Here is a 14,116-nt window from a genome sequence, read left to right on the forward strand (position 1 = left end):
GATGACCGGCCGCCCTCGCGTCGTCGACGCCCACCACCATGTGTGGGACCTCTCGGTACGCGACCAGGACTGGATCACCGGCGAGGAACTGGCTCCCCTGCGACGCGACTTCACCCTCGCCGACCTGGAGCCGGAGGCCCGCGCCAACGGTGTGTGCGCGACCGTGCTCGTCCAGACCGTCACCGTCCCGGAGGAGACCCCCGAGTTCCTCGCGCTCGCCGACGGCAGCGAGCTGGTCGCCGGCGTCGTCGGCTGGGCCGATCTCACCGCTCCGGACATCGCCGGCACCCTCGACGCCCTGCGCGGCCTGCCCGGCGGTGACCGGCTCGTCTCGCTCCGCCACCAGGTGCAGGGCGAACCCGACCCACGATGGCTGCTGCGCGCCGACGTCCAGCGCGGACTGTCCGCAGTGGCCGACGCGGGACTCGTCTACGACCTGGTGGTCCAGCCCCACCAGCTGCCCGCCGCCGTCCGGGCCGCCGAGCTGCTTCCGCACCTCACCTTCGTACTCGACCACGCAGGCAAACCGCCGATCGCCGCCGGGGCGACGCGGCCCTGGGCCGACGACCTGAGCGCGCTCGCCGCTCTCCCCAACACCGTGTGCAAGCTCTCCGGCCTGGTCACCGAGGCGGACCCGCACGACTGGACCGTCAACGACCTGCGCCCGTACGCCGACACCGTGCTCGACGCCTTCGGCCCCGGCCGGCTGATGTTCGGCTCGGACTGGCCGGTGTGCCGGCTCGCGGCGACGTACACCGAGGTCGTCGAGACCGCGCTCGCGCTCCTGGACCACCTCACCGAAGAGGAGCGGGACGCCGTCCTGGCCACCACCGCCGAGCGCGTGTACGGCCTCCGGTAGGCGCCGGAGCGACAGCTGCGGCAGGGTGGAACCATGCCCGAACTGCCGGAAGTCGAAGCCCTGCGGGTCTTCCTCGACGACCACCTGGTCGGCAGGGAGATCGACCGCGTGCTGCCCCTCGCCATCAGCGTCCTGAAGACGTACGACCCGCCGCTCACCGCCCTGCACGGCGGTACGGTCACCGGCGTCCGGCGGCACGGCAAGTTCCTCGACATCGCCGTCGGTCCGCTGCACCTGGTCACCCACCTCGCCCGCGCCGGCTGGCTCCGCTGGAAGGACAGTTTCCCCGCCACCCCTCCGCGCCCCGGCAACGGCCCCCTGGCTCTGCGTACCGTCCTCACCGGCGGCGACGGCTTCGACCTCACCGAGGCCGGGACCACCAAACGCCTCGCCGTCCATCTGGTCCACGACCCGGCCGAGATCCCCGGGGTGGCGCGGCTGGGACCCGACCCGCTCGACCCGTCCTTCGACCGCGACGCGTTCGCCGCTCTGCTCGACGGGGAACGACGCCAGATCAAGGGCGCCCTGCGCGACCAGTCCCTCATCGCCGGCATCGGCAACGCCTACAGCGACGAGATCCTGCACGTCGCGAAGATGTCACCGTTCAAGCTCACCGCGCACCTCACCGAGGACGAGATCACCCGGCTCCACGCCGCGCTGCGCACCACGCTGGACGACGCGGTCACCCGCTCCAGCGGACTGGCGGCAGGACGGCTCAAGGCCGAGAAGAAGAGCGGCATGCGGGTCCACGGGCGTACCGGTCAGCCCTGCCCGGTCTGCGGGGACACCATCCGCGAGGTGTCCTTCAGCGACTCCTCGCTCCAGTACTGCCCGACCTGCCAGACGGGCGGCAAGCCGCTGGCCGACCGCAGGCTCTCCAAGCTCCTCAAGTAGGGCCCTCGGCCCCGCACCTCTCGGTGCCGCACCCCTCCCGTGCCCGCCCGCGGTGAGCCGTGACGACGGCATTGCCGGGGCGCCTGCCGTCCGGTACGGAAACAGCCCGTGAATCACTCGTACCGGCACCCCCTCACTCCGCCCCACACCCCCTAAACTCCCGCCATGCTCCGCGTACTCGCCGTCGACGACGAAGAACCCGCCCTGGAGGAACTGCTGTACCTCCTGCGCGCCGATCCCCGGATCCGCAGCGCCGAGGGAGCCACCGGAGCCACCGAGGCGCTGCGGCGCATCGGCAGTGCCGTCGAGGCCGGTCCCGACGACCCCGCCGCCATCGACGTCGTCTTCCTCGACATCCATATGGCGGGCCTCACCGGGCTCGATGTCGCCCAGTTGCTGGCCGGGTTCGCCGCGCCCCCGCTCATCGTCTTCGTCACCGCCCACGAGGGCTTCGCCGTGCACGCCTTCGACCTCAAGGCAGTCGACTACGTACTCAAACCCGTACGGCGGGAACGTCTCGCCGAAGCCGTGCGCCGCGTCGCCGAACAGGTCGGTGAGCGCTCGGCACCCGCCCACGACACCGCGACCGACCAGATCCCCGTGGAACTGGGCGGCGTCATCCGTTTCATCCCGGTCGACGACATCGCCTACGCCGAGGCCCAGGGCGACTACGCCCGTCTGCACACCGCCACCGGCAGCCACCTCGTCCGCGTCCCCCTGACCACCCTGGAGGAGCGCTGGCGCTCCCGCGGATTCGTCCGCATCCATCGCCGCCATCTCGTGGCGCTCGGCCGGATCGATGAACTGCGGCTCGACGCGGGCAGCATGAGCGTGCGCATCGGTGCCGCGGAACTCGCCGTCAGCCGTCGCCACACCCGAGCGCTGCGTGATCTGCTGATGCGCGGGACCGGCCGCTGACCAGCGCCTACCCGTGCCGGACCCTTCCCAGCGGGGGCGGGTGCTGCGTACACTCCGGCCCCATGTCCGCAGAGCCAACGCCCCGGCGTGAAGTGGTGACGGGGGAGCCCCGCCGGGTGCGTCCGCTGCCGCGTTACCGCACCCAGTCGGAGATCGACGAACAGACCGCGCTGGGCGGCGCCTACGTCCGCTCGCTGATGCGGAGCCAGCTGCGCGCGGGACTCACCGCCTTCGCCGCCCTGGCCGTCGTGGTCGGCACCCTGCCGCTGGTCTTCGAGGCCCTGCACAGCTCCGCCGTCGTCTGGGCCGTCCTCGGCTTCGCCGCCTACCCTCCGCTGACGCTGCTCGCCTGGTGGTACGTGCGCCGGGCCGAACGCAACGAGCACGACTTCGCCCGGCTCGTGGAAGGCCGCCCCGCACCGTGAGCCGCACGTACGCGGTGGCGGCCGTCGCCGCCGTAGTCCTCGCCACCGTCCTCGTCGGCGGGTTCGGGCTGCGCATCTCCCGGACCACCTCCGACTTCTACGTCGCCTCGCGCACCGTCCGGCCCCGCCTCAACGCGGCCGCGATCAGTGGCGAATACCTCTCCGCCGCGTCCTTCCTCGGCATCGCGGGCCTGGTGCTCGTCCACGGACCCGACATGCTCTGGTACCCGGTCGGCTACACCGCCGGGTATCTGGTGCTGCTGGTCTTCGTCGCGGCCCCGCTGCGCCGCTCGGGGGCGTACACCCTGCCCGACTTCGCCGAGGGGCGGCTCGAATCCCGGCAGGTGCGCAGACTCGTCAGCGTGCTCGTCGTCGGCGCCGGCTGGCTCTACCTCGTTCCGCAGCTCCAGGGCGCCGGACTCACCCTCAAGATCCTCACCGGGGCGCCCGGCTGGCTCGGCGACGTCCTCGTCGCCTCCGTGGTCGTCCTCGCCGTCGCCGCGGGCGGGATGCGCTCCATCACCTTCGTCCAGGTCTTCCAGTACTGGCTCAAACTCACCGCACTCCTCGTCCCCGCCCTCTTCCTGGTGCTCGCCTGGCAGGGCGACGGACGGCCCCGCGTCACGTTCGACGAACAGCTCTCCGTCTTCCGCGCCGACCATCCCCTGTACGCCACCTACGGGCTCATCGTCGCCACCTTCCTCGGCACCATGGGCCTGCCGCACGTCGTTGTCCGCTTCTACACCAGCCCCAACGGCCGCGACGCCCGCCGCACCACCGTCGCCGTCCTCGCCCTGATCGGTGTCTTCTACCTGCTGCCGCCCGTCTACGGAGCCCTCGGCAGGCTGTACGCGCCCGAGCTCATCGGGGGCGGCGACGCGGACGCCGCCGTGCTGCTGCTGCCCGGCCGGGTCATCGGCGGTCTCGGCGGCGATCTGCTCGGCGCGCTCATCGCGGGCGGCGCCTTCGCCGCGTTCCTGTCGACCGCCTCCGGACTGACCATGGCGGTCGCCGGCGTCATCACCCAGGACGTCCTCCTCTCGCGCGGGGTACGGCACTTCCGGCTGGCCACCGTCCTCGCCATCTCCGTCCCGCTGGCCGGTTCACTGCTGGTCAGCCGGGTACCGGTCGCCGACTCGGTGGGGATGGCGTTCGCCGTGTCGGCGTCCTCCTTCTGCCCGCTGCTGGTCCTCGGCATCTGGTGGCGCCGGCTCACCCCGCCCGGCGCCGTGGCGGGACTGGTCCTGGGCGGCGGTTCCGCGCTGCTCTCCGTCGCCATCACCGTCAGCGGGGCGGTGCGCCCACCCGGCTGGCCGCACGCCCTGCTCGCCTGGCCCGCCGTCTGGTCCGTGCCCGTCGGCTTCCTCGCCATGATTCTGGTCTCGCTCGCCACCCCGGGCCGGATACCCTCCGGAACCAATGCCGCGATGACCCGGTTCCACCTGCCCGAGGCGCTGACCACCGGGAGGCACCGGTGACCGGAGCCGGATACGCCGCCGTCGTGCTCCTCGCCCTGCTGCTGTTCGCCGGCGGCCTGCTGACCGGCCGGCGCACCGCGCGCCCCGTCCGCACCAGCGACGTCGGCACACCCGTCGAGCACGCCACGTTCGAGACCCTGCACACCGCATCGCTCGCCGCGCCCCCGCTGCGCGCCGGACTGACCGAGGAGAGCGCCCGCAGATCGGCCCGCCGGCTGCGCTCACTGCTCGGAACCGACGCCCTGTGTCTCACCGACCGGGACCGGGTCCTGGTCTGGGACGGCGAGGGCGACCACCACGGCCGGCACGTCATGGAGCAAGTGGAGGACCTCCTCGCCAGTGGACGCGGGACCGCCTTCCGCAGCGAGTGCGAGGACCTGGACTGCCCGCTGCGCTGGGCCGTCGCCGTGCCGCTCACCGTCGACCACCGGGTCCTGGGCACCCTGATCGCCTACGCCCCGCGCGAATCCGCAGTCCTGGCCAGGGCGGCGGGCGAGGTCGCCCGCTGGGTCTGCGTACAACTGGAACTCGCCGAGCTCGACCGCTCACGCACCCAGCTCATCGAGGCCGAGATCCGAGCCCTGCGCGCGCAGATCTCCCCGCACTTCATCTTCAACTCGCTGGCCGCCATCGCCTCGTTCGTCCGTACCGACCCCGAGCAGGCCCGCGAGCTCCTGCTGGAGTTCGCCGACTTCACCCGCTACTCGTTCCGCAGCCACGGTGACTTCACCACCCTCGCCGACGAACTGCACTCCATCGACCAGTACCTGGCTCTCGTCCGGGCCCGGTTCGGTGAACGCCTCTCGGTCACCCTCCAGGTCGCCCCGGAGGTCCTGCCCGTCGCCCTGCCGTTCCTCTGCCTCCAGCCCCTGGTGGAGAACGCCGTCAAACACGGACTCGAAGGAGCCGTCACCTCCAGCCGCATCACCATCAGCGCACTGGACGCCGGCTCCGAGGCCGAGGTCGTCATCGAGGACGACGGCACCGGAATGGACCCCGGACGCCTGCGTCACATCCTGCGCGGTGAAGGCGGTAAGTCGACCGGCATCGGACTGCTCAACGTCGACGAACGGCTGCGCCAGGTGTACGGGGACGAGTACGGGCTCGTCATCGAGACCGGCATCGGCGCCGGTATGCGCATCACCGTGCGACTGCCGAAGTACCGTGCCGGGGTGCACGGTTCCTGAGCGCCTTGGGTGGATTCGGCGCGGCCCCGGCGCGGACTCAGTACAGGTGGATCGCCAGATGCCCCAGCGGCAGACCCAGCTGCCAGGCAGGCGTCCACACCTGGACGCCGTCCTGCCCGTCCGGCTCATCCGGGCCGGCGGACTCCCACGGCAGCGGGCCGAGCGCGTCGAGGTCGGCGGCCAGCAGCTCGGTCTCCTCCAGCCACCGCCAGGCAGCCCGTGCCAGCGCCAGGTCCGGGCCCGTGCCGCCGGGCGCCGTCTCCAGCGCGCCGAGCCGCTCGCACACCCAGCGGCGCCACGGCGTCCCGTACGCCGTCAGCAGCCGCAGCTCGTCCACCCGAGTGGCGGGCAGCGCCTCGGCCACCGCTGCGTCGGAGAGAAACACGGTCAGGGCGAGCGCATCACGCCCCGCCCGGTACTCCAGGGTCGCCGGCTCCATCAGGTCGCCGGTCCGCAGCAGTTCGTCGGCGATGTACTCCGCGTACATCCAGGCCATCGGGACCAGCAGACCGCCTCCGTGGGATCCGTCGTGACGTTCCGGACACATCCCGTCTCGCCTCCTTCCGTTCTCGGGGCCGGGCCGGGAGCTGCCCGGCGGACGGGGGCCCGACCGGCCCCACACGCAGCATTGAACCGGGGGAGCGCGCCCCGCGTGGCCAGAAGGGCAGGATCCGTCGGACCTGATCCGTCACAGACATGAGGATGCGATGACCGCCGACCCGGAGGAGGGACCGCACATGCGGCAACTGCTCGGTGCCTACGTCCTGGACGCGCTCGGCGCCGCGGAGGCGCACACCGTCGCCCGCCATCTCCAGTGCTGCGACCGCTGCGCCGCCGAATACGTGGCGGTCGCGGAGGCTGCGGCCCTGCTGCCGCTGCTCAGCGAGGAGGACCTGCTGGACTGACTCCCGCTGCCGCTCCCCGCCCCCTCCGCCGGGTACGTCGAGCGGCGGAACCCTCTGTCTCACCGCCGCTCACCGCACCGCTCGGAGCCGCTGCCGTCACCGGGCCCGGTCCCGGTACACGGCGATCAGTTCCGGTAGCCGGAAAGATTGCGGGAGAGCAGGCGCAGCGCGTAGTAGGAGCGGGACTTCACCGTGCCGGCGGGTATCCCGAGTACCTCGGCGGTCTCACCCACGCTCAGCCCCCGGAAGTAGATCTGCACAAGCACGGCCCGGTGCTCGGCGCTCAGGGTGCGTACCGCCTGCCGCACATCGAGCGCGGCTACCGCCGACTCCGCGGTGTCCCCCGGAGCCGGGGCGCTTTCCAGGACCGCGTCGCTGACCTCTGTCGGCCGGGCCAGCCGCGACCTGCGAGCGTCGATGGCCAGCCGGCGTCCGACCGTGAAAAGCCAGGGCCGCATCGACTCGTACGGGCCGTCGAACGCCTCCGGGTGCTGCCAGGCGCGCACCAGCGTCTCCTGAAGGAGATCCTCGGCCCGCTGCCGGTCACCGAACGTCAGGCCGAGCAGGAAGTGGAACAGGGCGGGTCCGTGTTCACGCTGAAGATCCGCGAGTGCCCGCTCATCGGTCGTCGTGGTCATGGTGAACGCCCCTTCCCCGCGGTCCGTGCCGCCTCGTTGCCGACTGGCGTATACGAACGCATTCACGCCCCGGGGAACAGGACAAACGCGGCCCTGTGCGACGAGCGGTCGCACAGAGCGGCGAATGGTGCGGTGAACGGTCGGGCGGCGGGGGAAAGGGCGAGGGCGCTACGGGACCACGGTGACCGGCCAGCGCCCGGCCTTCACCAGACGGACCGCCACCGAGCCGATGAACCGGTGCCCCGCCGACTCGGACGCGCCCACCACGACGGCGTCCGCCTTGAGTTCGTCCGCCGCCGTCACCAGCCCGTTGTACGGATCACCACGGAAGGTGTGGAACTCCCAGCGCACATCCCATATGTCCTTCATCCGCTCCGTCGACGCCCGGATCTCGTTCACCAGCCCCTCCGCGACTTCTCCGGTCGCGTCGCCGACCGGAGCGCCCAGGGCGGCACCCGCCGCCAGCACGGGCTGGACGTAGACGAGGGCGAGCATGGCCCGTTGCCGACGGGCGAGACCCGCCGCGTACGCCGCTGCGCGCATCGAGGAATCGGAACCGTCGAGGCCCGCGACGATCACCTTTGGGCCGTCCGTGCCACGTTCGAACTGGTGGGGCTGCTGGTCTGTCACGGCAGTGAGGCTATCGGCTCGCGGGCGGGGCCCCGGTCCGGGCCGGCGGGTGCCCGGCGCGCTGCTGCCGGACGCGTGGACGCGCTCCCTCCATCGGGGTGCAATATCTCCGATCATCGGTGTCGTTGAGAAGGGTGGCAGAGCGGTCATGCGAGCAGTTGGTCATGAAAAGTAATCAGATTTCGCCGATGTCGCTGATGTCACCGATGTCGCCTGTACGCAGAACGCTGCTGAGGCTGGCCGCCGGACTGGGCGCCGCCACCGCCGTGCGCCTGGTCGCGGCGGACTCCGCCGGTACCCCGGTCCGGCCTCCCGCCCCGCCACCGGCAGCCGCAGCCGGTTCGCGGGCGGCCGCCCCGGAGGCCCGGCCGCTCGCCTACCGGCTGAGACCCATGACCGCGCACAACCCGCCCTCCTACCGTCCGGCGGCGCCACCGGTGCGCACCCGGCCCTTCGAGGAACTGCCGGATATCGGCCGGGCCATGGTGCTGAGCTTCGATGACGGACCGGATCCGCTCCACACGCCGCACATCCTGCGCACACTGCGCAAGCATGACGTACGGGCCATGTTCTTCCTCTGTGGGGAGATGGCCCATGACAACGAGGACCTGGTACGCAGGATGGCGGACGAGGGGCACGTCATCGGCAACCACTCGTGGACCCACCCGCTGGTCACCGGGCTCTCCCGGGCCGGCATCACCGATGAGCTGGGCCGTACCAGCGAGGTGATCGAGAAGATCACCGGCGCTCCGCCGCTCTGGTACCGGGCGCCCTACGGGGCCTGGAACCGGAACTCGTTCGAGATCGGGGCCGCGATGGGCATGGAACCGATGGCCTGGACGGTGGACACCCTGGACTGGACCGTACCGGGAACCGACAGCATCGTCGGGCGGGTTAGGGAGGGGGCCGGGCCCGGGGTCGTGGTGCTCTCGCACGACGCGGGCGGCAACCGTTCGCAGAGCGTCGCCGCGCTGCGCCGCTATCTGCCGGAACTGCTGGACGACGGGTACCGGATCACCGTGCCGCGGCGCCGCTGAGGGCGGGCGACGGCTGCCGCCGGGGCCGAGGGCCGGCCTCGGCGGCCCGGCGTCAGCGGGTCTCTGTCAGGCGGGCGAAGGCGACCACGTTGCCGTCGTAGCCGTTGGCCCTGGTGTATCCGCCGCCGCAGGTGATGACCCGAAGCTCCGCCTGTCCCGTGTCGCCGTACACCCGGGCGCCGGGGAAGTCGTTCTTGGCGAAGACCTCGACGCCGTAGACCTCGAACACCGCGACCCGGCCGTCACTGCGGGCGACCTCGACGCGGTTGCCCTTCTTCAGCGATCCCAGCCCGTAGAAGACGGCGGGGCCCGCCTGGTTGTCCACGTGACCGACGATCACGGAGGTGCCGGTCTGCCCCGGTGCGATGCCGTTCTGGTACCAGCCGGCCAGGTTCGGGTCCTGCGGGGGAGGTGTCTCGATCCAGCCGTTCTCGTCGAGGTTCACATCGACGACCGGTGCGTCGACCCCGATCGAGGGAATGGCCACGCGTGCGACCGGCGCGTACGCGAGTGGCTTCACCGCCGGTCCGGCCACCGGGGCGCCCGGGACGACTTTCTGGGTGCCCACCGAGGTGGCTGCGACCGGCTGCGGCGGGCCCGGAGTGAGGTCCGCGCCGTTCCGCATCAGCGCGAGACCGGTGAGCATCGCCAGCGCGAGTGCGCCCCACGGCGAGTGTCTGATCCTTTCGGGGCGCCAGTCTTCCCGGCCCATGGTTCTCCCTTCGTCGCGACGAAGGGAACGCTAGGCGCGGGTCGGCCGCGCGGCATTCAGGGAAGGGCGAACGGGTGGCGGCCGGGGAGCGGGATTCATATCGGAGTAGTGGCCGGATAAAAGTTCTGACGCTCTGTGACCTGCGGGTCCATGAGGCTCATGGGTATCCGCACGGTGTGTCGGATCACCGGGGTGGAGCAGCGCCGAAATGCGGTGGATCAAGGAACTGGTGAGGGTTCGTCATGGGAGGCGTTCTCGTCGATCCTTCCCGGTGCAAAGAGCCCCGGGGCGCTTCCCGCAGGAGGTTGGAACGATGCGTGCTACACGCGCCCTCGTTGTCGCCGCGACCGCCGTCGCCGCCCTCGGGCTCGGTGCCCCGATGGCCGCGGCCGGCGGAGACGTCGGGAACGGCCAGAACAACGGCAACAGCCAGAACGACTGGAACGACCCGGGCAACTGGGACAACGGAGACGGAAACGGGAACGGCCAAGGCAACGGGAACGGAAACGGGAACGGCCGCAACAACGGTCCGAACAACGTGACCGTCGACCCCGAGCGCGTACACCAGGGCGCGGCCATGCATGTCAGCGCCGAGGGCTGCGGCCGGGGCGGCAGCGTCTCGTCCGACGCGTTCCGCACCACGCGGCTCTCGGCCGGCCGGGTCGGCCACGCCAGGGTCAGGATCTTCAACGAGGCGACGCCCGGTACCTACAACCTGACGGTGCGCTGCGACGGCACCGACCGCACGGCCGGCCACCGCTTCACCGTGCTCAACAGCCGGGGCGCTCAGGGCGGCTTCGGCGGCTCGATGGCAGCCGGTCCGGCGGAGATGGGTGTCGGTGCGGGCCTCGTCGCTTCGGCGGCTCTCGGCGGAGGCATGTACATCATGCGCCGCCGGAGGATGAGCCATGGGGCGATCTGACCGTAGAGACGCACCCGCCGGCCCGATAACCGAAGTCGCCCCGAGTCCTCCAAGAGGACCCGGGGCGACTTTCGTTCCACCGGCGCCGCCGTTCAGTGCGAGCGGTTCTCCTTGCGTCGCCGCACCACGAAAACGGTGCCCGCCGCCGCGGCCACGGCAAGCGCGGTGCCGGCCACGATCTCGCCGGAGTTCATGCTGTCGATGCTGCCGCCGAGGCCGCCCTGCACGCCGGCCGGGGAGGCCGTGGAGGCCGAGGGCAGCGCGGAACTCGTCGAGCTCGCGGTGGGCGTGCTCGTGGCGGCGCTGATCGTGAGGTTCACCTTGGCCGTGGAACTCGGCGAGGTGTTGCAGGTGAACGTCACCTCATAGACCGCGCCCGGCTTGGCGTCCCAGTCGACCGTCGCCCTGCTGGTGCCGTCCTTGGGGATGGTGACGGTGTCGAACACCCCCGAGGATGCCGTGGCCGCGGTGGAGCACCCTTTGGCCGCCAGGGTGACCTGGCCGCCCGGCGCGATCACCGACGGTGTGACCGTGTATCCGGTCCCGCTTTCGGACGGTCCGCCCGTGGTAGCGGCATACGCGGTCACGGCCGGGGCGGTCAGGGCGAGTGCTGCGGCGCCGAGCAGAGCGACGGGTGCGACACGTATTGCGCGCATGGTGAATCCTCCGGGTCCCCGAGGAGCAGCTGTGGAACGGATTTCCACAAATCATCAGAAATGCACCTCGATGCGGATCACGCTAGAAGTGGCGCATTTTGCCCGCGATCGGGGACCGGCGAATGGGGCACCGGTATCCCTCGGGCGGCGCACCGCCCGGGGCCGGGCGAGTGTTATCCGCCCGCAGCCCCGGGAAACAGGTCGAGAAAGGGAGCGGCGGTCGCCGAGATGCCCCGGCCGAACGGTGAGTCGAAGTCCCAGATGAGGAAGAGGAGAAAGGCGATCAGCACACTGAAGAGCCCGGCCAGCAGGAGTTCGCGGAACGTGCGGCGGATCTGCAGGGTGAAGATCAGCCCCACCGTCACCAGAGCCCCTGTGATCAGTCCGAACCAGACGACCCCCGGCATCGTGGCGCCGGCGCTCTGTCCTCGGGCGTTGCGGGCGTCGTCGGCTGCGGCGACCTGGTCGACGAGTGGCTGGTAGGCCTGACCTTCGTGGTCCGTCCTCGGCTGGTACTCCGTCACGTCGGCGCGTACCCGGTCGAGGAGTTCGGCGCCCCGGCCGCTGAGCGTGCCGTGCTTGGTCATGGTCCGCCACTCGTCGTGCACGACGTAGCTGACGTAGGCGTCGACATCGGCGCGGATCCGGGTACGGACCTCGGCCGGGTAGACGGACGAACGCGCGCTGACCTCGTGCAGTGCCTGGGCCTCCTGGCGTACGTACTCCTGGGCGGCACCGCGGCCCTCCCAGACACCGGCGATGGCGAGGCCCAGCACGATCGCGTAGACCACCCCGATCATCATCGTCATGTACTCGATGACGTCAGGGGTTTCGGACGGGTCGTCGTCCTCGGGGAGTCTGCGGTTGTTGAGTACGGCGATGGTCAGCACAACGGCGCTGGCCGCGGCCATGGCGAGGGCGAGAACAAGCCATTCCGACATGCGTGCCTCCTGAGGTCATCGGGAACGGGGCCGCAGGACGGCGACGGCGAACACTGCGGGGGCTGTGATCATCAACGTGAGCGTGACCAGGGAGGTGTGGCGTTCGGGTGCCTTCCGTGCCGGTCTGCGGTACGACGGGAGCGCCACGGAGGCGGGGGACGCCGGGCGCGCGGACGGGGACGGCGTGGGTGTGGGTGTGGGCGACGGAGGCGGCGGTACAGGCGGAGTTGGCGGGCGCGGGGGAGGAGAAGCCGGGGGCGGCGCGGGCGGCGCGGGTGCCGGCACGGGCAGAGGGGATGGCGCGGAGGACGGTGGGGGCGTCGGAGAGAGAGGCGGTGGTGGAGAGGGAGACGGTGGTGGGGGCGGCGGGTGCTTCGGGGTCGGCTCCGGGGTGGGTGTGGGAGTGGGTTCCGGCCCCGTGTGGCAGGGGCCGTCACCGCTGCCGGCCACCGCCCAACTGCCCTCGCCGTCACCGATCGAGGCATACGCGCAGCTGTCCGCGATCGCGGGCGCCGGGGCGGTCAACAGCCAGGTGAGGGCGATGGCTGCGGTGAGTCTGCCTATGAGTGATCCGTACACGAGGCAGAGCATGGTCCGGGCCGTGGTGGGGCACGCGGGACATTCGCCGGATTCCCCTGATGGAGGGGATCTGGAGCACTCGGTGTTTGGGGCTCCGGAAGAAGCTGAGTACGCATTGAGCAAAAAGCGGCCCGGCTCCCGTACCTACGCCCATGAATGGCGCGAACCAGCGTCGCAACGGGTGTATGGGGCATGGGAGTTGGCATGGGCACCTGGCGGAATGCCTCACTCGCGGGGGCCGCGCCGACCCTGCTGGCGTTGACGACGGCGTGCGGCCGGGGCGAGGGCGCCGGGCCGCCGACGGGGCAGAGCGTGGGCCGCACGAGTCCGGCCGGTGAGGCCGCGGACGGTCACCGACCTGTCGGCGTCAGTGGAAACGGTTCCGGCGCGGCGGAGTCCGCGGAGGCGAAGCAGGCCGGCCGGCTCGCGGTGCGGGGCAGCGAGAAGCCCGGCAAAGTCGTCACGGACGACGCGGGATTCACGCTCTGCCGATTCGACAAGGACACCGCCGGCCCGCCCGAGCCGAATTGCGATGGCGACTGTGCGAAAGCCTGGCCGCCGCTTGCCACGGGCAATGTCACCGCCGCGGCCGGGACCGATGTCGCTCTGATCGGGAAGGCCGGCCGGGCCGACGGTTCCCGGCAACTCGCACTGGCCGGCGGGTCGATGTGCCGGAACGCCAAGGGCGCCGCTCCCGGCGACACAGCGGGACGAGGAGTGGGTGGAACCTGGTTCGCCTCGGCGTCCGACGGGCAGAAGGCGGCGGTGAACGCCGACGGCCCTTCCGGCGCCCGGACAGGCGTACTCGTGGGTCTCTCGGTGCGCAAGGATCCGGAACTCGGCGATATCGTCGTGGACAAGCGCGGCATGACGGTCCACCGGTTCAGGAAGGATGTCGCGTGGCCGATGAAGTCGGCCCGTGTCGGCGCCCGCCTCTCGAAGTGGCCGGTCGTCGCACCGGTCGGGAAGAAAAATGTGAAGGGTGTCAGGACGCGGGGTTTCGTCACCTGCGGCCGACCCGACGGGTTCAAGCAACAGCCCATCGGCTGCTGGCCCCTCCCACACCTTCTCCGGAGACGCCGACCCCGGTGACACCAACGGCCGCCAGGGCATCGGAGGGTCGTGGTGCGCGGTCCCCGCGGGCGGAACTCGTCGGGGCGGCGAAGTAGTTCGGAAATGAACTTCCTGTGTGGCCCCGGCGCCGAATGTCACAGGCAGCGACGGGACGGTTGCACATGCCACGGGTGTGACCAATAACGGACCGCTAATTTCCGTTTCCGCTCGCTCTCCTGGCGGAGGGTCAGTAGCCTCTGGTCAATACTGACCATGAACATG

The 14,116-nt window shown here is 71.2% G+C and carries 16 protein-coding genes; 10 read left to right on the forward strand and 6 right to left on the reverse strand.

Going from position 1 to position 14,116, the window contains the following annotated elements; translation table 11 throughout:
* The first annotated feature begins 1 nt into the window (after position 1).
* From ACZ4LX_RS28995 to ACZ4LX_RS29020, 6 genes are all read left to right on the forward strand, one after another.
* Positions 2-859 (forward strand): amidohydrolase family protein, encoded by an 858-nt coding sequence (locus tag ACZ4LX_RS28995; RefSeq protein ID WP_467649849.1) that lies wholly within the window; start codon positions 2-4, stop codon positions 857-859.
* 33 nt (positions 860-892) lie between these two features.
* Positions 893-1,753, forward strand: a complete 861-nt coding sequence (locus ACZ4LX_RS29000; protein ID WP_467649848.1) for an Fpg/Nei family DNA glycosylase — start codon at positions 893-895, stop codon at positions 1,751-1,753.
* A gap of 165 nt (positions 1,754-1,918) precedes the next feature.
* On the forward strand, positions 1,919-2,671 hold the full coding sequence (locus ACZ4LX_RS29005) for a LytR/AlgR family response regulator transcription factor (RefSeq protein WP_467649847.1): 753 nt from the start codon (positions 1,919-1,921) through the stop codon (positions 2,669-2,671).
* Positions 2,672-2,733: 62 nt separating this feature from the next.
* Positions 2,734-3,096, forward strand: coding sequence for a hypothetical protein (locus ACZ4LX_RS29010; RefSeq protein ID WP_467649846.1), 363 nt, complete (start codon positions 2,734-2,736; stop codon positions 3,094-3,096).
* Entirely contained in the window at positions 3,093-4,574 is a 1,482-nt protein-coding gene (locus tag ACZ4LX_RS29015; protein ID WP_467649845.1) for a sodium/solute symporter, read from the forward strand. Before ACZ4LX_RS29010 ends, ACZ4LX_RS29015 begins: the two co-directional genes overlap by 4 nt.
* Complete coding sequence (locus ACZ4LX_RS29020; RefSeq protein WP_467649844.1) at positions 4,571-5,761, forward strand: sensor histidine kinase; 1,191 nt, start codon at positions 4,571-4,573, stop codon at positions 5,759-5,761. The genes ACZ4LX_RS29015 and ACZ4LX_RS29020 overlap by 4 nt, the downstream gene beginning before the upstream one ends.
* Before the next feature lie 37 nt (positions 5,762-5,798).
* Here ACZ4LX_RS29020 and ACZ4LX_RS29025 read toward each other — a convergent pair whose 3' ends face one another.
* On the reverse strand, positions 5,799-6,308 hold the full coding sequence (locus tag ACZ4LX_RS29025) for a hypothetical protein (protein ID WP_467649843.1): 510 nt from the start codon (positions 6,306-6,308) through the stop codon (positions 5,799-5,801).
* A 160-nt stretch (positions 6,309-6,468) separates the two neighbouring features.
* On the opposite strand from ACZ4LX_RS29025, the gene ACZ4LX_RS29030 reads away from it, so the two are divergent.
* Positions 6,469-6,666 (forward strand): zf-HC2 domain-containing protein, encoded by a 198-nt coding sequence (locus ACZ4LX_RS29030; protein ID WP_467649842.1) that lies wholly within the window; start codon positions 6,469-6,471, stop codon positions 6,664-6,666.
* A 125-nt stretch (positions 6,667-6,791) separates the two neighbouring features.
* Here the strand turns inward: ACZ4LX_RS29030 and ACZ4LX_RS29035 are convergent, their stop codons facing one another.
* Positions 6,792-7,304: a sigma-70 family RNA polymerase sigma factor gene (locus ACZ4LX_RS29035; protein ID WP_467649841.1), complete on the reverse strand. Its 513-nt coding sequence runs from the start codon at positions 7,302-7,304 to the stop codon at positions 6,792-6,794.
* 168 nt (positions 7,305-7,472) lie between these two features.
* Positions 7,473-7,934: a universal stress protein gene (locus ACZ4LX_RS29040; protein ID WP_467649840.1), complete on the reverse strand. Its 462-nt coding sequence runs from the start codon at positions 7,932-7,934 to the stop codon at positions 7,473-7,475.
* Between the two features lie 188 nt (positions 7,935-8,122).
* Here ACZ4LX_RS29040 and ACZ4LX_RS29045 point away from each other — a divergent pair, with 188 nt between their 5' ends.
* A complete protein-coding gene (locus tag ACZ4LX_RS29045) occupies positions 8,123-8,971 on the forward strand; it encodes a polysaccharide deacetylase family protein (RefSeq protein ID WP_467649839.1) in 849 nt (282 codons plus the stop codon).
* Between the two features lie 52 nt (positions 8,972-9,023).
* On the opposite strand, the gene ACZ4LX_RS29050 is transcribed toward ACZ4LX_RS29045, so the two are convergent.
* Entirely contained in the window at positions 9,024-9,683 is a 660-nt protein-coding gene (locus ACZ4LX_RS29050) for a class F sortase (protein WP_467649838.1), read from the reverse strand.
* A 313-nt stretch (positions 9,684-9,996) separates the two neighbouring features.
* On the opposite strand from ACZ4LX_RS29050, the gene ACZ4LX_RS29055 reads away from it, so the two are divergent.
* Positions 9,997-10,605 (forward strand): hypothetical protein, encoded by a 609-nt coding sequence (locus ACZ4LX_RS29055; RefSeq protein WP_467649837.1) that lies wholly within the window; start codon positions 9,997-9,999, stop codon positions 10,603-10,605.
* 92 nt (positions 10,606-10,697) lie between these two features.
* Here the strand turns inward: ACZ4LX_RS29055 and ACZ4LX_RS29060 are convergent, their stop codons facing one another.
* Entirely contained in the window at positions 10,698-11,261 is a 564-nt protein-coding gene (locus ACZ4LX_RS29060; RefSeq protein WP_467649836.1) for a hypothetical protein, read from the reverse strand.
* 173 nt (positions 11,262-11,434) lie between these two features.
* Positions 11,435-12,202, reverse strand: a complete 768-nt coding sequence (locus tag ACZ4LX_RS29065) for a bestrophin-like domain (protein ID WP_467649835.1) — start codon at positions 12,200-12,202, stop codon at positions 11,435-11,437.
* A gap of 783 nt (positions 12,203-12,985) precedes the next feature.
* Between ACZ4LX_RS29065 and ACZ4LX_RS29070 the strand changes: the two genes are divergently transcribed.
* Entirely contained in the window at positions 12,986-13,873 is an 888-nt protein-coding gene (locus tag ACZ4LX_RS29070) for an SCO0930 family lipoprotein (protein ID WP_467649834.1), read from the forward strand.
* Positions 13,874-14,116 lie beyond the last annotated feature (243 nt).

The organism is Streptomyces sp. NPDC026062, from assembly GCF_055568375.1.